Origin of the sequence: Metabacillus bambusae (genome assembly GCF_017497975.1) — a bacterium.
GTDB classification, from domain to species: domain Bacteria; phylum Bacillota; class Bacilli; order Bacillales; family Bacillaceae; genus Metabacillus; species Metabacillus bambusae.
In genome coordinates, this window is the sequence record NZ_JAGDEL010000013.1 from 111,173 (window position 1) to 131,781 (window position 20,609).

Sequence of the window (20,609 nt, forward strand, 5' to 3'; positions counted from 1 at the left end):
GCTTTTCTTGTTGGTTTTCGACGTATGGGTAGGAGTGGATAAATAAATTTTCTGTACTAAACTACGAAAAAACCCCCATCCAAAAGATAGGGGCTTCTCAAGTTTTTCATATAGTGAAAGTATCAGGGGGGATACTGTCACATTTTTATTACCCTCTGTTCCTAAATGATAAACCTAAAAAATAACTTTTTTTATTTAAGGATTGATTGAGCAAGATTTATTAACACTTCAGCCTGTTCTTCAGGCAATCCTTTACCACTTTTCGCCTTCACTTGATTGATATAAGCTCCTATCTGTCCATCTCTTGCCTGCTTATTTCCTTTTTCTTCAGATGCTTTAGCTTCCTCAAGTTTGCTAATAAATAGTTTAGAGTTATTTCCATCGTTATCACTTTGAACTAGGAATTGTTCTGTTAATTTCCCTAAACTATCATAGTTAACCGTAACCATAAAGTTTACCAATGCATTTGCCATATTTCCTGCGTTATCTGTAGCCTCTGCTTTCATAGAATGAGTCCCTAACCCTAACTGATAAGCAGGTGTTGTCACATCCTCACAGGTTGAGGATGAAATCCCTGATAGCTCATCTTCGGCTAAGCATGAAATTCTCACTTCCTGGTCCACACTAAACTCAGCAGCATCTTTTATAGAAAAAGTAATCGTTGGTACTGTTTGATCCAGATTGATTTCGACTGAATTCTTCTCTTCACGATTACCTGCCTTATCTATACTCCAGTATTGTAAAAGATGTTTGCCATCATTAGAAATCTTAACTGAATTTCCCGTTTGTTCTACTTCTTCATTTAACACGTAGTGAGTCATGTCAATACCTGAATCATTATCTTCAGCTATAAAATTCACCGTAACTGGCTCCAGGTACCAATGATTGTTTTCTTCACCCTCAATTTCATGCTTCGTTACCGGAGTTGTTTTATCAGGGCGTTTAATTTCTACTACATCGATATTTGGTGCTGATGGTTTTTTCATTCCTTCACCAATAAAGAAGCTTGGATGTGGTGGCTGATTATAGCCAACATTTTGCCATGCTATCGCTAATCTGTATTGCGGGTCATGCATCAACGTAAAGATACGATGATCTGTTTTCTCTGTTGTCATAAAAATTCGTAATGCACTACTATCCTCAGTTCTCCAAATGATCTCTTCACGCCAATCACCAAAAAGATCAGCTTGCAGGGCAGGACTACCTTTTGTTCCATTATTAGATAATGTTCCTTCTGCCGTTAGTAAGTTTACTAACTTTCCATTTTCATAATCCCACTTGTCAATCGTTCCTTCTCCAGCGCCTTTTGCTTCATCAAAGTTATGATCAGTTACTTCACGAAGCAAGTCACCATCCCACCAAGTTGCAAAATTGGAAGTAGGAATGCTTTCTGAAATCTTTTCACCATTTGCTGTGTGTAAACCACCTATTTTGCTGTTCCATGCACCTGAAATTGCCCATGCTTCAGCCCCAGCATGTCTTGGATCGATATCTGCTGTCAATCCTCGACCTGTATCCTGTCCTGTTTTTTGTCCCCAAATAATGTCACCTGTGGCAGCATCACGCATATCGTAGCCATATTCACCATTCTTATGTTCCTGTACAGCATAAACTTCAAGTCCAGATCGTTCTGGTAGGAAATCACTTACATGAAGTGCGTCACCATGACCTAAGCCTGTAGTATAAAGACCTGTACCGTCATCATCTACGACCATTTGACCGTATACAATTTCATCCTTACCATCTTTATCAATATCAGCAACGCTAAGCGAATGATATCCTTGTCCTGCATAATCTTGATTTCCCTCATCATTTGAATCAAATGTCCATTGTTTTGTCAGCTTACCGTCTCTCCAATTATATGCAGTAAGCACAGTTCTTGTATAATAACCACGTGCCATTACAATACTTGGCTGTTCACCATCAAGATAAGCAACACCTGCAAGGAAGCGATCAACACGGTTACCGTATCCATCACCCCATGAAGAAACATCACCACGTGGTGGTTCGTAATCAGTAGTCTGCAACTCTTTACCTGTTTTCCCTTCGAAAACAGTCAAAAATTCAGAACCTTGTAAAATGTAACCTGAACTATTTCGATGATCAGCATCAGCTCTTCCGATGACATTTCCTTGTCCATCAACCGTGCCATCAGCTGTTTTCATCGCTATTTCCGCTTTCCCATCACCGTCAAAATCATAAACTAAAAACTGAGTATAGTGTGCACCAGCACGGATATTTTTCCCCATATCAATGCGCCATTTTAATGTTCCATCAAGCTCATAAGCATCGATATAAACATTCCCGGTATATCCAGCTTGAGAATTATCCTTTGAATTTGTTGGATCCCATTTTAGGACAACTTCATACTCTCCATCACCATCAAGATCACCCACACTCGCATCATTGGCGCGGTATGAATACGGATCTCCAAGTGGTGTTACTCCATTCTCAGGCTTTTGAAGTGGGATATCTAAGTAGTTATTACTTAATACCTTGGTATTATCTTGTGACTTCTGTTCTTTTCCATCTAGGACTGTACGAATCTCATAAACTGAATCAGTCCTGCCGTCCTCATCAACAAAGTTCGTACTTGATGTAATTGGTGAAGAATTAAGCTTTTCACCATCACGATACACATTAAAGCTGATATTTTCAGGATCTGTTCCTAACATCCGCCAGCTTACATGTACACCCTCTTCTGTTTTAATGGAAACTGGTGAACGACCTAAATCCTCCATTTGTCTCTTCAACACTGTAACTGCTGGTGTTTCAACGCTATCAGAGTGTTCAGAAATACCACCAGCATTTACGGCAGCAACTTTGTAAAAGTAAGGAATTGTCGTTAAATCCGTCTCATCTTTATAACTTGTTTTATCTGTTTTACCGACTAATTCGTATGTTCCATCCTTTTTCTCAGAGCGATAAATATTATAAGTGATCGCACCTTCAACCTCGCTCCAACTAATGGTAAGATCGTTTTTGTTCACTTTACCCACTTCAAGATTTTCTGGAGCCTGAGGGACCGGCTTGGAATCATCAATCATTGAAACCTCAAGTGGCATTGATGGAACCGTTTCGACGTCAACCCGATCAATTGTTGTAACAGAATACTCATAATTCATACCAACATGAACAGATGTGTCAGTAAAAGAGTTTGTCGTTGCACTATCAATTAACTCAACAGATTCTGAGCCAACCACTTTACGATAGACGTTATATTTAACAGCTTCTTCTACAGACTTCCACGATAAAGTAACTGACGGTTTTGCATCGTCAATGTTTTTGTCTTCAACCTTTAATTCAGAAGGAGCCAACAAAATTGGTGTGAGTTCAACACCATTTACAATCCCAGTGGAACCACCAAAATCAAAATTCATTTGACCGTCTTTAATAGAAACTTGAGGAATCACCTTCTCTGTGTAATTTTTGCTAGGGGCTGAAATTTGTCCATAATCTTGTCCTTCAATATGAACTGTAGTTCTAGCACTACCTAAGAAATCTCCTACATACACCTTTACTGCATAAAGTCCGTTCGGAACATCTACATTAAATTTCCAACCCACATTAAAATAACCGAGCCAGTCACGCAGAAGATCTCCACCTGTTCCGCGGTCCCTGCCGATCATACCTGTTGCATCAACTATCCCATAACCTCTTTCCTTCGTATATAGTGTGGAAAGATTCACTTCTGTATATCCTTCAGCAACTGGATTTCCAGCAAGTCCAAAATCAAATTTCGTCGTTGCCTTTTTCGTTTGAATGTTTACGACATCTGATTGCTCTGATTCACCTTTACCGTTAATCGCAGTGACAACCACATTATATTCCTTATCCTCTTCCATACCAGTAATATTCAATCTTGGAACTGTAGCTGTCCCGATTAAATCGTACTCACTATCAGTTGAAAGCTTACGATAAACCTTATAAATATCAGCTGATTCTACTTCATTCCAGGTTAATACAGCTCCTGCATTACTGATGCTACTTGCAACTACACCAATTGGCTTAGCAGGTACATTTGCTGGTGGTTCAATATCGGTAACATAAGAAGATAGCGGAATATCAAGCTCTTTTACACGACCAGAAAGCAACCTCGCAAGTTGAATCGCTCCATATTCTTGGAAATGTGTATTATCTTGTGAACCATTCGGGAACGCTGTATACATCCCTGGCTCAGTATGAAGAAATAAAGAAAGTGTCCCTTCAGGTCCAATTGAATCATAGTAAGCAACACTTAACGTACTAAGGTCTACTAAAGGCACTACAAGTTCTTCTGCTACTTCCTTCATCCCTTGTACATATTCAGGAAAACTAATATTGAATTTACCTGTATCTGCGTTAAAATCTCTGCGTCCCACAGGAGTAACCAATACTGGCTCTGCCCCACGTTGACGAGCCCCGAAAATATATGTTTTTAAATAATTCTTATAATCTGGTACAGAAGCATACCGTTCAGGGCGACTGATTGTTGCATCATTGTGTCCAAATTGAATAAAGAAATAGTCATTTGGTTTAAGTTCTCTTAAAACTTCATCAAGTCTGCCTTCATTAATAAATGATTTCGAGCTTCTCCCACCAATTGCATGGTTTTCAAATGTAATATCAGAGCTAAAGAAACGAGGTATCATTTGCCCCCAGCCTGCTTCCGGCTTCCAATACTCATCATATGTCTGCACTGTAGAGTCTCCTGCAATAAACACGGTTGGATGCTCTCCAGCTGTTCGCTCTGGAAGCTTCTCAACGACTAATCCATTTAACTTAGGTGTTTCACCTGTAAATTCGAGCGTAAGTTGCCCATCAACAAGTGCGATATCAAATGATCTTTCTACAAATTCACCAGCCTGAATCGATGTATTTTGGATCTTTTGGATATTTTCCGCCTTCACACCAATCTCAGTTGCTTCCTTCTCATCACCTGTTACCACCGTAATGGCATAATCTCCATTTGGAAGATCAACATTGAAAGAAGTTTCAACAGTCATCGTAAAATCTGATTTTAAAGGATCCGATGTTGCACGATCTGTTGCAGTCACCTTTGAAGGATCTGCAAAACCAAATGTACGTTCAGCCGTATAGCCTGTTTCATTGGTCACTTTCGTATAGCCTTCCATAACTGCACTATTTCCAGTACCAAAATCAAATTTTTTCTCTATTAATTCTTCGGCATTTACATCGTGAGGTAAAATAGGAGCTGATGACAATAGAAGTAATAAACTAAGAAGTATAGCAAAAAACTTTTTTCCTTTGTTCTGTTTCTTAGTGTTCAATAAATTTTCATCCCTTTCAAAATTAGTTATTTATTTTGGAAATCTCTTGAGAAAAACTCACCTCCTACCACTTTTTAGAAAGCGTTTACAGATGTATGCTATCTTTTTGTTCAATTATTTAGTAGTTAAAAAACAGATGTTATTGTTTAAAAAACAGTCATGGACTGAAAATGAATCTATTTAACTAGTAAAATAAATAAATCGATGGAACTATTTTATCTTTTTGGCGTTTCTTATCTCCTATCTTTTGATGTAGGTTTTTACAAAAGTGGAATGTGAGGATTCCTTATATATAAATAGTAACGCGCCTCCATGGATGAAGGCGCGTTACTTTTTTTGGAATTATAAAACATGTATCTGAGTTTGTTTGATCAAAATTGTAATTAAGTAACTGACAAATAATCATAGCGATTTCCTTATTTTTTATCAGCAGGTGGATCGATATTGGTAACGTAAGAAGCAAGAGGAATACTAAGCTCTTTAATTCCACGGGATACCAAGCGAGCAATTTGAAGGGCTCCATTTTCCTGGAAATGGATATTATCATGTACACCTTTAGGGTACGCTTTATACATACCTGGTTTTGTGTGGAGAAATATAGAGAGTGTCCCTTTTGGACCAATTGTGTCATAGTATGCAACACTTGATAAACTTAAATCAACTAGTGGCACATCAAGTTCTGTTGCAATTTCTTTCATTGCTTTTACATATTCAGGAAAGCTAACATTAAACTTCCCAGTATCACGATTAAAATCCCTACTCCCAACAGGTGTTACTAAAATTGGCGTTGCTCCACGACCGCGTGCTCCATTAATATATAATTTTAAATAATTTTTATAGTCTGGCACAGTTGTGTAAAGGTCTGGGCGATTTTTTCTCGAATCATTGTGTCCAAATTGAATCAATAAGTAATCATTAGGTTTTATTTTTCTTATGATGGTATCAAGTCTTCCTTCTTTAATAAATGATTTCGAACTTCTCCCCCTAAAAGCATGATTTTCAAACGTAATTTTAGGGCTGAAAAATTTTGGTATCATTTGTCCCCAACCAGCTCTAGGCTTCGAAGTCTCATCATATGTCTGCACAGTTGAATCCCCTGCTATAAAAACTGTCGGATATTCTCCAGATTTTCGTTCGGGAAGCTTCAAGGATAAAACAGGCACCGAAATCAATAAAAGCAATAAACTAAGAATAATAACAACATTACCTTTTTTCTTCCCCCTATTAAACATACGCTTCCTACCCTTCTTTTGAAAATTCCATTTATAGCATTACCTAAAAAATTCTTTAAAATGTATTAGTATTGCTACTCTTTATTTTAGCATTTCATAAGGAACAATCTTACTCAATTGAAAAAAGTTTACGAATTTAATAATTTTATAATTGACAAATCATAGAAAAACAGAGAAAATGAACGCGTGTACATATTTTCGTTTGGAGGTGAATATCTTAGCTAATAGAAAAGATGTAGCAAAATTAGCTGGGGTGTCTGAAGCCACAGTATCACGCGTATTAAATAATATTGGACCGTTACGAGAAGAAACAAAACGTAAGGTCTTACTTGCGGCTGAAGAGCTTAACTATCACCCAAATGCAATTGCACAAAGCTTTGCAAGAGGTAAGAGTAATAATATAGGTGTCATTGTTCCTTATTTGCCAAAGGTTAACCTAATGTCGACACATTATTTTTCGGAGCTATTAAGCGGGATTGGTGCAACGCTTGGAGATCTGGGATATGGATTGCTCCTATTGTTTCAATCACCAGATGAACCAAAAGACTATGTTCAGCTTTTTCGTTCCCAAAAGGTAGATGGATGCATCATCCTTGGTTCAAAGAATGTTCCCGGTGAAGTCGAAGCACTTGAAAAACTCCATCAATTGAACCTGCCATATTGTCTTGTGAATCAAACCTTCTCGGGTTATTCTTTTCATTCTATTGATGCAGATCATAGTAGTGGTAGTTTTCAAGCAGTGTCCTCACTGTTAAAGAAAGGGTTTGAACACGTAATTTTTTTAAATGGTCCCTCTGAATATTCGAATAGTATTGAGCGTTTACATGGATATGAGGATGCAATCGGGAAAGCGGGAATTCAGCTAAATCAAGAGCTAATTTTCCAAGGGAATTACAGCAGAAAAAGCGGTGTTCAAGCTGCTGACCAGATAGCTCCATTACTACCAGATTTCCAAGCCATTTATGCAGCAAATGACCGAATGGCTATTGGTCTTATGCAAGGGTTAAGCGAAAAAGGCTATCAGGCTGGCCGTGATTACGCACTAATTGGTTATGATGACTCTGAAATTTCAAGAATGACCTCTCCGCCACTTAGTACAGTAAAGGTGCCTCTTTTTGAAATGGGACAATTGGCAGCAAAAAAAGTTCTTCATTTAATCTCAATGGATAGTGAGGAAGCAAGCACTATACGTTTGCCGGTTACTTTGATAGAACGAGCATCCTCATTAATTAGCCGCTCATGAATTATTGCTTCAGATCATTCATGAGTGATTAGTCTCTAAAGATGCTGATTACTTAGACATGCACAAGCACCGCACAAACGATTAGAAGAAACCCTTAAAATAGCGCAGTTTCTCTTTAAGAAATGCGGCGCTTGTGCTTTACAATATTGAACTATCAACATCCTATTCTATAAAATAACGAGGAAAAGGGGATTATTTATGGAAACGCTTAAAATTGGAATGATTGGTTATAAGTTTATGGGTAAAGCTCACAGTCACGCATATCGTGACATTCCACTCTTTTTCCCAAAAACCATTCGTCCTGAGATGAAGGTTATTTGTGGACGTAATGCTAGCGGAGTAGCTGAAGCCGCTAAACAATTTGGCTGGGAGGAATATACAACAGACTGGCAAAGCCTTTTACAAAGAGATGATATTGATTTAATCGATATTAATGCACCTAGTAATGTACATAAAGAAATAACAATTGCCGCTGCACAAGCGGGCAAACATGTTTTTTGTGAAAAACCGTTAGCGCTTACATTAGAGGATTCAAGAGAAATGCTCGAAGTTGTTGAAGCTGCCGGAGTTAAACATATGGTTGGATTTAATTATCGATTTGCTCCTGCTGTGATGCTTGCGAAAAAACTAATCGACGAAGGGAAATTAGGAGATATTTATCATTTCCGCGCTTGGTTTTTACAGGATTGGCTTGTCGATCCAAACTTCCCTCTTGCATGGAGACTACAGAAGGATATTGCTGGTTCAGGATCTCATGGAGATTTAGGCGCACATCTCATCGATATGGCCCACTATCTAATTGGAGATATGACCGAAGTGATTGGCATGAACGATACATTCATTAAAGAAAGACCAATTCCTACTAATATGACTGGCTTATCTGCAACTGGTAGTGATAATGCAGAAAAAGGCGAAGTCACAGTTGATGACGCTACCCTATTTATGGCTCGTTTTGCTAACGGTGCCTTAGGAAGCTTTGAAGCTACTCGCTTTGCTTCAGGTCATCGCTGTACAAACTCCTTTGAAATCAATGGTAGTAAAGGAAGCGTCATTTTCGACTTTGAACGCATGAATGAATTGCAAGTCTATTTCACCGACGACCGAGATGATGTGCAAGGCTTCCGTCGCGTATTAGCAACAGACCCTGCCCACGCTTTTTCTGAAAACTGGTGGCCACCAGGACATACAATCGGTTATGAACATACATTTATTCACGAAATTGTTGAGTTAATGGAAGCCTTCCGCGAAGACCGTCAGCCAGTTCCTAACTTCAAGGATGGTGTAAAATGCCAAGAAGTTTTAGAAGCAGTTGATCAATCAATTGAAAAACGCCAATGGATTAAAATTTCTGACGTATAACAAAAGCGGAAGCGCCTTGAACAGCCGCTTATCCACTGAATTTTATCTTAACTTAATCAAAAGCTCTTTTTATAACATTGTTGTTTATAATTAGTTTCCTTGTACAAAAATTATTTAGGTTGATTGGAACGGATATGCGAGACTCCTGTGGGCACAGCGGGACAGGTGAGACTCATGCAGGCGCTATGCGCCGAGGTGGCTCACCGCTCGCCCCACGGAAAGCGAGCATCCTTTTTCTGTAATCAACCATTCCAAATACTTGTTATATAGCAACAAAGTTTGCGAAAACAGCCTAATCAAAAAAAGGAGTGTTGAAAAATGAAAAAAAATGCATTGATCGTTTGGGGCGGTTGGGATGGCCATGAACCAGAGCAAGTCTCACATATTTTTAAAGGTATTCTTGAAGAAGAAAACTTTAATGTAGAGGTATCAAATTCACTAGATTCATATGCAGATCCTGAAAAGCTGAAATCATTAGATTTAATTGTTCCTCACTGGACAATGGGTGAAATTGATAAAAAGTATGTATTAAATATTTCTGATGCTGTTATGAGTGGTGTCGGGTTAGCTGGATGTCATGGTGGAATGTGTGACTCTTTCCGAAACAATGTTGATTGGCAATTTATGACCGGTGGAAATTGGGTAGCACATCCTGGAAATGATGGTGTTGAATATATGGTCAACATCAAACACTCCACAAGCCCTCTACTAGAAGGTTTCTCAGATTTCAAAGTCGTGAGTGAGCAATATTACCTTCATGTCGATCCAGCTGTGGAAGTGCTAGCTACAACACGATTCCCAGTAGTTGATGGACCACATGCAACGAATAAAGCAGTCGATATGCCTGTTGTATGGACGAAACGTTGGGGTCAAGGACATGTATTCTATAATGCACTAGGCCACCAAGCTAATATTGTTGCTATGCCAGAGGTTTCCCTCATTATGCGCCGCGGATTTTTATGGGCTGCTAACGGAAAGAACAGCTCTGAAGCATTAGTAACATCAGCTAACGGCAATGGAAGTGTATATACCGGTATGGGAGATAGCCAATAATTTTATCATTTCCAGCGAGAGCACTGCACTGTAGCTAGACAAGAAAACTCAGGATAAAAACTTTTCTTATCTAAAAAAATGGAGGTTCTACTAATGAAAAAACTTAAAATTGGTATTGTCGGTTGTGGGAATATTAGTTCAATATACATGGAAAATTGTCAAAAGTTTGATCACCTTGAACTTGTTGCTTGTGCAGATTTAGATGAACAGCGTGCACAATCTCAAGCTGAAAAATACGGTGTACCCAAAGCTTGCTCAGTTAATGAGTTGCTTTCTGATCCTGACATTCAATTGGTTATTAACTTAACAATTCCAAAAGCACATGCAACGGTTTGTATCCAAGCCCTTGAAGCAGGTAAGCATGTTTATACAGAAAAACCACTTGCCGTCACACGCGAAGAGGGTAAACAAATTTTAGAAACAGCTAAAAAACATAATCTCTTAGTTGGCAGTGCACCTGACACCTTCTTAGGAGCAGGAATTCAAACAGCCATCCATCTAATTGAACAAGGTGAAATCGGCGTACCGATTGGGGCATCTGCATTTATGATCCACCGTGGTCATGAGCATTGGCATCCAGATCCAGCCTTCTTCTATGACATTGGTGGCGGTCCAATGTTTGATATGGGACCATATTATTTAACAGCATTAGTGTCACTTTTAGGACCGATTGAACGAATATCAGGTTCTACTCGTATTAGCTATCCAGAACGAACAGTAACAAGTGAACCAAAAGCAGGCACTAAAATTCAAGTTGCAACACCAACACATATTTCAGGTGTTATCGACTTTGCTTCGGGTGCAATTGGCTCAATCACAACAAGTTTTGACGCATTTGGCGGAACAACACTGCCACCTATTGAAATTTACGGTAGTGAAGGTACTTTGCTAGTTCCAGATCCAAACACATTTGGAGGTCCTGTGAGTATCAGAAAACGTGATGAAAAGGAATTTGTCGAAGTTCCATTATCATACGGCTATTCACAAAACAGCCGCGGACTTGGAGTAGCAGATATGGCTAAGGCAATTCTTAATGGGGGAAAATACCGTGCAAACGGAGAATTAGCCTATCATGTATTAGAAGCTATGCACGGCTTCCATGATTCCTCCGATAATGGAACACATTACAAGATGGAGAGTTCATGTGAAAGACCCGAGTCTTTGACTGTTGAACAACAGGTTTCTAAGTAGGTTTTATTTATATTTTAGTCTTACTTACTAGAATATTAAAAAGCGTTCGGAGAATGGCAACATTTTTCTGGACGCTTTTGATTTATTTGTGATTTGTTTAGTGTGGATTGAACCGTTTTCCTGTAATTGATCCACTCTTCTTGTTTTATGAACCAAACTCCTTTGCCAACCTCACTTTAGCGTACGATTGAACGGATTTTCCATATAATTGAACCACTTTTTCTTGCGTTTGAACCACTTTCACCTTTAATTGAATCATTCTCCTTGTTTTATGAACCAACCTCACTTTTCAAGGTGAATTAAACCGCTTTTCCCCTTCTATTGAACCTCTCTTCCATTAATACAATCAGAACTCCTTACCAACCCTCTACTTATGCATTAAAACGAATCACACACCTATCCTTCCAACAACAACGAAAAAACCTCCATTCCCAGGAGGTTCCTTACATTTTTCAAAGATTTTGAGTTTAGTAATCTATTTCTTTACCTCTAACCCCAGCAAATAATCTACCGCTTCTGCCAATGTAGCAACGGGTACGATTTCAATACCATACTCATTTTCCTTAACTTCAGCTAGAACGTCTTTTTCATTCGTGTCGATTGAAGTGATGTCTTTTGGTGTAAAGAAGATGTCTGCCCCTTCTTCATTAGCAGCTGTAACCTTATGTTTTATCCCGCCTATTTGACCAACATTGCCGTTATGGTCAATTGTACCAGTTCCGGCTATTTTATAGCCTTTTGTTAAATCTTCTGAAGTAAGTTGATTGTAGATTTCTAAGGAAAACATCAAACCTGCAGAAGGACCTCCAATGTCCTCACTATTTATTTTTACTTTCCTTGAGACTGTTGCTGTGAATTCTTCCTCTGGTGCAATCCCTATTCCTACCCGATCTGTCGAGGCATCTAGGGCAATCATTTCGACTGTTTCCTCCAGCTCTTTATCGCCACGTTTTATTGTTAGGGTTGCGTGGTCTCCTACCTTTTTATTTTCTTCTATGTATGAAATAAACTCTGGAGCTTCATTCATTTTTTTACCATCAATGCTTGTAATCAAGTCACCAACTTTCAGGACTTTTTTCGCTGGTGAATCTGGTAAAATCGTACGAACAAAAATTCCGTGGTACTCGATATCCACTTCTTCACCGGCTTCTGTAAAGCCTGCTACTAATGCATTTTGCTTTGAATCCTTCATCATAAAGTTTAATATTTTCGTATATTCTGCATCTGTTAAATCGCCTTTTACATCTTCTTCCCTCACGATATCAGTGTGGGGAGCAACTAGTCCGTACACTAAAATATAAGGATTAAAAGCTTTCACAGATAATACTGTAGTCAAGTTAAAGCTTCCTTGTTCATTTTTATGTCCGCCCTCTACCGACACTTTAGGCTCTAAATCTTCAATTGGTCCTGGTTGGTAAAGATAATATGGAGTCGGTATAAAAGCAATGATCACTAAGAGTAGCAAAATGATCAAAATTCGTTTAAATGTCAGTATATTTTTTTTCTCAAAATCATAATCTCCTTGTTTATGTCATAGCCGCTTACCTATCATTATATTCTAAAAGAATAAAAATTAGAATTTCGATATCTCTATAAAAAAGAGACTTCATTCATACGGAAGCATATCCCTCCATACAAATTCAGTCTCTTCGTAATTAGCATTACTATACCATTCGACTATAATCCTTTTTCGCTTGTAGCATAAATTCCTGCTGAAGAAGATTAACTTCAAACAATTTCAATGGATCGTAAAAGAGCTCAGGATTTGCTTTCATTTCACTTAGCCCTTCTTTCCCCTCTTGGATAGTCGTTTCTGTTTCAACAATAGTTTCCTCAACCTCGCTAATTGGCGAAGTAAAGAAAGAGGATATATCTTGATTTAAGCCTTTTTCAAACAACTCAAATGGTAAAAATAATTTCTTGGAAATTGAATCTGTTACTTCTTCATAAGTTTCATTCTCAACATATTTTTTATATTGATTCACGAGCATCATCTTATTTTGATTCATTGCACCGAATAACTTTCCTGCGCTTTTTAAAAGGAGTTGTGTTGGTTTATTTTTCAGCATAATATTTTCGTTTTCATACTGAATTCTCCCTGTCATCCGATTAATATCACGACGCCAATCCTCTAATATCGTAAACTCACAATTTAATTGGAGCTTTTCTTGCTGATAGATTTCATTAAAGGTTTCGCTCATTTCCTTTAAGTAGGATTGACTATCATGTAATTCATCCTTTGATGCGGAAATCCAACTATCAAGCTTATCGCAAAGCGTTGGAAGCAAGGTCTGTTCATAATATTCCTTAACTTTGGCATTCATGCTGTTATTAAGCATAATGTGAATTTGTTTAAAATCACTGTCTTCTTTAATTTGCTCTGTGCTTTCTTTTAAAAGCTTAGGTATTGTTACTTGCAGCTCTGTTTTACTTTCCTTCATTAAATCTTTGTATGCAGCTACTATGGTGGCTACTTTTTCTTGTTGAAGATCAGTTAGCTTATTCGTAAAGCCTTTTAAACGACCTAATATATCTTCATTCCATTGAATGGAATCGATTAAACCCTTCTCCATATCAACGCGTTTTTGCAATAGATCCGTAAGCATTTTTCGGATTAAGGTTAGTACCTTTGCTGTTCGTTTTTCTTGTTTTTCCTTTATGCTATACGGAAAATGCGTGGATAAAAATATATTTAGCTTACTTAATTGCTGACTAAATGGATGTAATGATGAATAAGGCAAAATTTCCGCCTCAGGGTAAATAGCTCCGATTTGTAATTTTATTTCGTCCGTAAGAGTCGCTGTATGTGCGTCACTTGCAATTAAATCAACTTTATTTAATAAAAAGTGTACTTTTAAATCTGGAGCATAGTTTTTCATCTGACATAAAACATCATATTCTCGTTCGGATAACGACGAACCATCTAAGACATACAACAACCCGTCAGCTAATGGCAATGAATCAAAGATCTGGTTTCTCATCTCATTACTACCATTGATTGGTGGTGTATCTATGATTGCACACTGATGTTCATGCAATAAAATACACGGTCGTTTAACATGGATAAGTGATGTCTCATCACCTTGCATGTATTCATCTAATTCACGTTGATTGTAAACAGTTCGTTGTTCAGAATCAGAAATGTGATTCATTGTTAGCTCGTCATCATCATGTAGGATAACGAAGGATGTTGTTGATCCTTTGAATAGTTGGTCTCCTAGTAAAGAGTTAACAAATGTCGTTTTTCCGCTTCCCGATTTTCCAGCTAACAGAAAATGATTCTTAATTTGTGGGTTGATCAGCTCCTCTAACCACCAATTTACTTTATTATTTACTTCAACCGAATGATTTTCTGCCCATTCACTAATCGTTTTAAATAGTTGTAAGGCGTTTTCTAAGCCACTTTGCTCATTTTCAGCTTCAAAAATAATCGATTCCGCTTTATAGACAGCATCAGGCAGAACCGTTCCTGGAAAAATTTCATTCCAGGCTAATACGGTCGCCGATGGAAACAATCCATTCTCTCGTGTTGAAAGAAGTAACCAATTTGCCAATAAATTAGGAATAATATCGTGAAGCTCCCTTAAATAGTAAGATCCCTCTGTTAACCCAATAAATGTCTCTTCAAAAAGGTGTATTGTGTGATCCCATTGATGATCATTTGCTTCAAGGTCAACAGTAAAAAAGAGATCATTGATTGTTCTTAACCAGGTTAGATATGATTCTTCATTTTTATAGCTATTCCATAGAGCCCCGATAAATTGTGAAAAGGAATGTTTACTTACTTCAAAAATCGTTAGCAAAGCCTCAGCGAAAAAATCAGGCTGAAACTGTTTTGTATACCCTGCTTTTACATATGAGATCAGAACCTGGAACCATTCTTCACGTTCAGTTCGAATTGTTTCAGTAACCGCGAGCTTTACTGCATGTGCAAAGTCATTCTTCTCTTCATAAAAGTCTCGAGCTATCTTTGTTACTTGTGGATAATCTGGGTTAATATGTAATGCCTTTTGGATGATCTCATAAGCATTCTCTATCTTATTTCTTTCTTGATAAAGTGAAAAAAGCTTGAGAGCTACCTCAATGCTTAAGGTTTTGTCTTCTGTTTCAATTGAAATGTACTTATCTTCAGCTGCTGAAAGCAAGCCCAATTGATAATAGGCATCGCCAATATTTTTATTAGCCCATGGTTCGAGCTCGTTTTTTATATTCTCCCATTTAAAAATGGCTGTTTCATAATCCTGATACAGATAATAAATCTCACCTTGAGCAAAACGAATGTAGGATAAATCAAAGCTCTCATCACTGTTTTGTTCCTCAAAATACGCTTGACCAAGTACTTCAGCTGGTTGTCTTTGGTCACTTCCAGCTAAAAACGTCTCATAAAAGGTTTTATGAATTAATTGTTTTTCCGTTTGCATAGAATCCTCCTGCTAAAAATATAAGTTTATCATGAACATGTATAAAACATAATATAGGAACAAAAGCGCAAGCGCCTTGATAGCGCCGACAAGCATAAGATGATTATAGAATAGAAGGCGTTCTTTGCCTTCAATTCTAAATTAGCTTATGACCTCGAGGCGCTAGGCGCTGGAGCTGGATGTCAAAGCGCCTTTTGGTTTATTTTAACAGAAATACGTTCACGAAAAATGTTAATTTTATTTCAAATTTATTTATACTTTATTACCCTTATAATAAGAACAAAAAACCAATACCTTCTTAAACAATTCGTTAAAGGCATTGGTTTTATTAGGGTGTATGAATTAAACATATTGTGTAAGTGACATTGAAATTTTAAAAGAAGATTCATTTGAAGGAAGCATTTATACAAAGGAATTGGCAATGAACCCATTATTGTTTCATAATTCCAAGTGATAGGATGCCTTAGCTTCAATAAACCTATTGGAGAGCTTGTTTAATTCATTCTGATTGAGGTCAGTAGATAATTACTCAATTTTTTCTTCAACTATAAATAATTACTTTGTACAAAATTATGGTTTGGTTAATACAATACACTTGTGAATTATTTCATTTTTCTTTTCTTATACTTTTTTACCCTATGTATGATAAACCATATGATATAACCGATTAGTAATCCAGGAATGAGTGAAAGCATCGGTGTCCAAATAGGTCCTAAGCGGACACCATTTATTTTAAAAATCGGTGAATACATAAGGCCAACGGTTACAAAATACGCCCCAAATACAAAGGGAAAAAACGAATATGGAGAACTCTCACCCTCCGCATCCTTAAATGCATCCCACATCGCAAACATATATACACATGGATAAAACATAAGCCATTGATAGTTTACGATTTGAAAAGCTTTGTCAATTTCCCCTAAAAAGCTTGCCATAATCGCTGAATTAAAATTACTATTCACATTAATAAGAAACTCAAGAAAGATAAAGACAAAACCTTTGGCTAATTTTTTATTCAGAATTTGGGCAAATCCAGGTAGTGCTATACTCCATAAAATTGCTTCTGTTTTTGAAGTCATATTACTGCTTCCTATTCATCATTTTTAATAACAAATTACCTCACTTATTTCTCCTGTTTCATCCATAACTATTACGCTTCTTAACGCCTAAAACAAGTACTTCAACCGTTTAATTGTTAACGTATGGAACACTTTGTACTATTACTATTTACAATCACTTCCAATTATATTCTTAATTTGATAGATCAAATAGTAAAATATTGCACTATCTTACGATGGCTATTTTCAGACGGCTTCAAAGCCTTTAAGTAGATTAGACGATCTACCCAGCACAAAATCAAAAGAAAAACTATATTCTAACATAAAGTAGTACCTTCGTTTAGTTGGAGATTTACTGTTTTTTAGTGAAAGGTAGTGTAAATGCTAATGATTGAAGACACAAAAGATATGAATGCTCATAATGATTCCTGCATTTGGAGCGCACTCGAAAAAATCAAAAATTCCCAGGACAAAGCCGCGTATCTTCGGTCCACCTGTAAACTAATTGAGGCTCCGGCATTTAATACAATTCCATTTATCCTGCAAACTCAAAAGGGAGAGCCATTTTTCACATGGGCAAAAGCTGGAAAACCAGACTGCTTTGCAACTATTTTCTTTAAAGTTATCAAATTGGATCGTGAAACAGGCTGTGTAACATTACGTTTGTTACGTCCAAATAAATGTATATGGGATAACGAACTAAATGGAGTGAGATTTAGAAGAATTTGTGAAGTAGACTATGTAACTGAATCTGATGAAGGTGTTACCATTGACCCGACTAATTTTAGTGCCATAAAATGCTTTGATCCCACTTTTGTTAAGGAAGAAGAAGATCTAAATTAAAAAAGCACAAACAACTCACTTTCTTGTTTGTGCTTCATTGTTATTATTTAATACGTAAGTGATGCTGCAATAATTAGCCCTATTGATACAGACAAAAATAATAGAAATAATCCCACAGCTTGATTGTCGTCATCAATTGCTTTGGTAATATTAAATTTAGGTGTTAAAAGCTCTGCTAAATAAAAAACGATGATCTGAATGACAATCGCTATACTTCCCCACACCACCATATCCAGTATGTTGACAGAGTTTGATATAGATGAATAGAGGACAATTGCTAAACCTAAAATACGACCACCAAAGGCATAGACAGCCGCTTTGTTTCCATTTTTAATTAATTCAAATTCTTTATTTTTTGTCGTTACTTCAAATAGGACAATTCCAATAAATAATAATACTACAGCTAATCCAATATAGGAAACTGTCGACAAAAACAAATCTGTAAATGACATACTCTCAGGTCCCTTCTTTAACGTTTTAATCCTACTGGTAAGAAATAGGCATTGTTATCCGTAATTTGCTGTCCCGCTCTTAAACCAATTCCACAAGCTTTTCCATTTATTAAAAAGCTTCCGATTAGTAGCTTCCCGTCTTTTAGCCCATCGATCGTTTTAATTTCTTTTGTCGGGAGCTCAATAAACTTTTGATAAACAGGCAATGATTTTTCATAGCTTTTATTCTTGTCTTCAAGGATCTTCTTTGTTCCATGAAAAATCGCTACCGTATCTCCTTCTCGACCAAAGCTTGGTTTTTTCACATATTTTATACCGTTAGTTAGGAATACGTCTTCTTCAAGATATGTAGGCAAAAAGTAGGTTGAAATCCACTGCTTTTCTTCATCTGAGAAGAACGGATGGTCACACTCCATCATCCCCCAAATAACTGCTTGAACAGCCTTCGATTGCAAAAGAAAAGCTGAAATAGGATTGATCATTTGCAGCTTGCTTGAAGTAACTAGCTCGAGTAGCTGTAAACCTATTTTTTCATTTGTTTCTTCCTCGACGTCTTCAATTAAATGCTCTAACGGATATGTTTGCCGATAGAGAAGATCAATCTTTCTGCCTTCATCATCATACAATCCCACATGCTCTTTAATTGTGAGCTTATGTAATGGAACATATTTTGCCGAAACATTTGCTGATTCCATTAAAAACAATGTTGTTAATTTGTCTTCTTCATGTTCTTCATGTGATGTGAAAACGATATGTGGTTCATCTATAATTCCTGTATGATGTAGTACTTCTGCTAACGCTTTTCGTATTTCTTTACCTAGTAGATCAACTAATCCCTTATTCGGATCATCAACATTAAACTCTTCACACATGGCACCATTTACATAAAAAACTTCCTTCTCAAAAGTTGGAGTATCACTATTAAGCTCAAGCAGCTTCAAACCATTAGTCGTTTGGACTAAGTCCACACGTGCTATAACCGTTTCAACCGGTAAAGCCCGATGTCTGATAAAAGGGAGCATGCTTCTTGGGATATCTAGTTGCAATAAGGTTTCGTTAGATGAGTTTCTCAGTAAGTTACCGAGCTTAAAGAAAATTTGACCGACTCTATTTGTCACGGTACGAATTTCATTAACCTCTTCTTTTGTCATAAGAGCGATATCATATAACGCATATTCACTATCGTAAAGATCATGCCAAAAGGAGTTCATTTTGTTGTAAGCTTGATGCCGCTTTTGCCTATGATCCTCTAGATTAAATGAGTGTGACATTACCCACCAAAACCTCCACTAGACCCAGATCCAAATCCAGATTTTCCACCTTTAAATGAGCTACTCGATTTATAACTTTTATAAGCGGAGCTCGTTTTTAAGCTACTTTTAGACGAGAACATTTTTCCACCGTAATAAAAATAACCATAATGTGGTGAATCATTATCATCACATTCCCAAACTCCTTCATCAGCCTCCCATTCCCAATCATCACAATCAGTTCCCTCAGGAACAGGTGGTAACGACTCATCACTACATCCAGTAGCTGTAATCATTGTTGCAGAGATGATTCCAGTTAATAATTTATTTGTCTTTCTCAAACGCCTTCCCCCCCTTAAATTGAAAAGCGAGTCGCCTTGCTCAGCCCGCGGTAGATAAAAAACTGATATTTTATATCTGCATTTATATGTTCTTTGTGGTATAAAACCACATTGCTTGAGCTTGCCACAAAACTCCAGCAAATCGCTTTTCGCTGTTAATAATTACAAATTAATTCATGATAAACTACACCCTAATATAGTATAGTAGAAATAATGACATCTTTGGAGGTAAATATGAAAAAAAGTTATAAATTGGAATATCGTTTAAACGATGAGCTGAATAACTACCCTGCATTGTTTCATTACGAATTTGCAGAGCCCTCAGAAATCTTTTGTCGAAGACTATGTGATTATTTTATAAAAAACAAAAAGGTGTATCATCAAACGGCTTCCAGTCTTGAAGACGAATATTATGTTATTTATGTAGAAACAGATAATGAAGAACATATTTTTGACCATGCTATGCACTATACACATGTAACACTTGAAGTACGTGACTTTAGAGAATACAACGATTCACCACTTATCTTTACATATGATTTATATTCACATGAAGAAGCATTATCCCTGATTGGAAATGATTATTTATGGATACAGGATCAAGAATATGAAAAAATATCCGCAGAAATTGATGAGGACCGTTCTACATATGTTCTATACATGTCGAAGGCTTAGTATCTTTATAATGCATTTTTGGAGGTATCTTTACGGAAATTATAAAGATAATGGGTTGAATCTGCTGTTAACCTAACCTATTTTATTGGGAGGGATTTTTAGCAGGTAATTTCAATCTTTCAACTACCGTTTATCCCTCAATATTCTGACATATTTTCTTGGTTTTTCTCTTAAGATAAGGCTATTATCTGTGAGATTGTTGCTTTTAAAACAAAAACTAT

The 20,609-nt window shown here is 37.0% G+C and carries 14 protein-coding genes; 6 read left to right on the forward strand and 8 right to left on the reverse strand.

Annotation, left to right across the window (positions count from 1 at the left end):
- Positions 1-191: 191 nt before the first annotated feature.
- Positions 192-5,270 carry a rhamnogalacturonan lyase family protein gene (locus tag I7822_RS30270; protein WP_207980318.1) on the reverse strand — a complete coding sequence of 1,693 codons (5,079 nt, stop codon included), beginning with the start codon at positions 5,268-5,270 and terminating at the stop codon, positions 192-194.
- Between the two features lie 416 nt (positions 5,271-5,686).
- Positions 5,687-6,502, reverse strand: a complete 816-nt coding sequence (locus I7822_RS17080; protein ID WP_207980319.1) for a rhamnogalacturonan acetylesterase — start codon at positions 6,500-6,502, stop codon at positions 5,687-5,689.
- 178 nt (positions 6,503-6,680) lie between these two features.
- Between I7822_RS17080 and I7822_RS17085 the strand changes: the two genes are divergently transcribed.
- From I7822_RS17085 to I7822_RS17100, 4 genes are all read left to right on the forward strand, one after another.
- Positions 6,681-7,745, forward strand: a complete 1,065-nt coding sequence (locus I7822_RS17085) for a LacI family DNA-binding transcriptional regulator (protein WP_207980320.1) — start codon at positions 6,681-6,683, stop codon at positions 7,743-7,745.
- Between the two features lie 198 nt (positions 7,746-7,943).
- Positions 7,944-9,104: a Gfo/Idh/MocA family protein gene (locus tag I7822_RS17090; RefSeq protein ID WP_207980321.1), complete on the forward strand. Its 1,161-nt coding sequence runs from the start codon at positions 7,944-7,946 to the stop codon at positions 9,102-9,104.
- 318 nt (positions 9,105-9,422) lie between these two features.
- Positions 9,423-10,157, forward strand: a complete 735-nt coding sequence (locus I7822_RS17095; RefSeq protein WP_207980322.1) for a ThuA domain-containing protein — start codon at positions 9,423-9,425, stop codon at positions 10,155-10,157.
- Between the two features lie 93 nt (positions 10,158-10,250).
- Entirely contained in the window at positions 10,251-11,348 is a 1,098-nt protein-coding gene (locus I7822_RS17100; RefSeq protein ID WP_207980323.1) for a Gfo/Idh/MocA family protein, read from the forward strand.
- 475 nt (positions 11,349-11,823) lie between these two features.
- On the opposite strand, the gene I7822_RS17105 is transcribed toward I7822_RS17100, so the two are convergent.
- From I7822_RS17105 to I7822_RS17115, 3 genes are all read right to left on the reverse strand, one after another.
- Positions 11,824-12,822 carry a SepM family pheromone-processing serine protease gene (locus I7822_RS17105; RefSeq protein ID WP_279381989.1) on the reverse strand — a complete coding sequence of 333 codons (999 nt, stop codon included), beginning with the start codon at positions 12,820-12,822 and terminating at the stop codon, positions 11,824-11,826.
- Between the two features lie 190 nt (positions 12,823-13,012).
- Positions 13,013-15,769 carry a GTP-binding protein gene (locus I7822_RS17110; protein WP_207980324.1) on the reverse strand — a complete coding sequence of 919 codons (2,757 nt, stop codon included), beginning with the start codon at positions 15,767-15,769 and terminating at the stop codon, positions 13,013-13,015.
- A gap of 602 nt (positions 15,770-16,371) precedes the next feature.
- Positions 16,372-16,848: a hypothetical protein gene (locus I7822_RS17115; protein WP_207980325.1), complete on the reverse strand. Its 477-nt coding sequence runs from the start codon at positions 16,846-16,848 to the stop codon at positions 16,372-16,374.
- Between the two features lie 360 nt (positions 16,849-17,208).
- Between I7822_RS17115 and I7822_RS17120 the strand changes: the two genes are divergently transcribed.
- Positions 17,209-17,670 carry a CotY/CotZ family spore coat protein gene (locus tag I7822_RS17120; RefSeq protein WP_207980326.1) on the forward strand — a complete coding sequence of 154 codons (462 nt, stop codon included), beginning with the start codon at positions 17,209-17,211 and terminating at the stop codon, positions 17,668-17,670.
- Positions 17,671-17,717: 47 nt separating this feature from the next.
- Here I7822_RS17120 and I7822_RS17125 read toward each other — a convergent pair whose 3' ends face one another.
- The 3 genes from I7822_RS17125 to I7822_RS17135 are packed head-to-tail and all read right to left on the reverse strand — an operon-like array spanning position 17,718 to position 19,713.
- Complete coding sequence (locus tag I7822_RS17125) at positions 17,718-18,122, reverse strand: DUF350 domain-containing protein (RefSeq protein ID WP_207980327.1); 405 nt, start codon at positions 18,120-18,122, stop codon at positions 17,718-17,720.
- 17 nt (positions 18,123-18,139) lie between these two features.
- Positions 18,140-19,393, reverse strand: coding sequence for a glutathionylspermidine synthase family protein (locus tag I7822_RS17130; RefSeq protein ID WP_207980328.1), 1,254 nt, complete (start codon positions 19,391-19,393; stop codon positions 18,140-18,142).
- Positions 19,393-19,713, reverse strand: coding sequence for a hypothetical protein (locus tag I7822_RS17135; protein WP_207980329.1), 321 nt, complete (start codon positions 19,711-19,713; stop codon positions 19,393-19,395). The genes I7822_RS17130 and I7822_RS17135 overlap by 1 nt, the downstream gene beginning before the upstream one ends.
- Positions 19,714-19,947: 234 nt before the next feature.
- Here I7822_RS17135 and I7822_RS17140 point away from each other — a divergent pair, with 234 nt between their 5' ends.
- Positions 19,948-20,388 carry a hypothetical protein gene (locus tag I7822_RS17140; protein ID WP_207980330.1) on the forward strand — a complete coding sequence of 147 codons (441 nt, stop codon included), beginning with the start codon at positions 19,948-19,950 and terminating at the stop codon, positions 20,386-20,388.
- The last annotated feature ends 221 nt before the right edge of the window (positions 20,389-20,609 follow it).

Coding starts and splice junctions, on each gene's coding strand:
- I7822_RS17125 (WP_207980327.1), bottom strand. CDS start 18,122: ATGTCATTTACAGATTTGTTTTTGTCGACAGTTTCCTATATTGGATTA.
- I7822_RS17110 (WP_207980324.1), bottom strand. CDS start 15,769: ATGCAAACGGAAAAACAATTAATTCATAAAACCTTTTATGAGACGTTT.
- I7822_RS17120 (WP_207980326.1), top strand. CDS start 17,209: ATGCTAATGATTGAAGACACAAAAGATATGAATGCTCATAATGATTCC.
- I7822_RS17095 (WP_207980322.1), top strand. CDS start 9,423: ATGAAAAAAAATGCATTGATCGTTTGGGGCGGTTGGGATGGCCATGAA.
- I7822_RS17085 (WP_207980320.1), top strand. CDS start 6,681: ATGAACGCGTGTACATATTTTCGTTTGGAGGTGAATATCTTAGCTAAT.
- I7822_RS17100 (WP_207980323.1), top strand. CDS start 10,251: ATGAAAAAACTTAAAATTGGTATTGTCGGTTGTGGGAATATTAGTTCA.
- I7822_RS17080 (WP_207980319.1), bottom strand. CDS start 6,502: ATGTTTAATAGGGGGAAGAAAAAAGGTAATGTTGTTATTATTCTTAGT.
- I7822_RS17140 (WP_207980330.1), top strand. CDS start 19,948: ATGAAAAAAAGTTATAAATTGGAATATCGTTTAAACGATGAGCTGAAT.
- I7822_RS17115 (WP_207980325.1), bottom strand. CDS start 16,848: ATGACTTCAAAAACAGAAGCAATTTTATGGAGTATAGCACTACCTGGA.
- I7822_RS17130 (WP_207980328.1), bottom strand. CDS start 19,393: ATGTCACACTCATTTAATCTAGAGGATCATAGGCAAAAGCGGCATCAA.
- I7822_RS17090 (WP_207980321.1), top strand. CDS start 7,944: ATGGAAACGCTTAAAATTGGAATGATTGGTTATAAGTTTATGGGTAAA.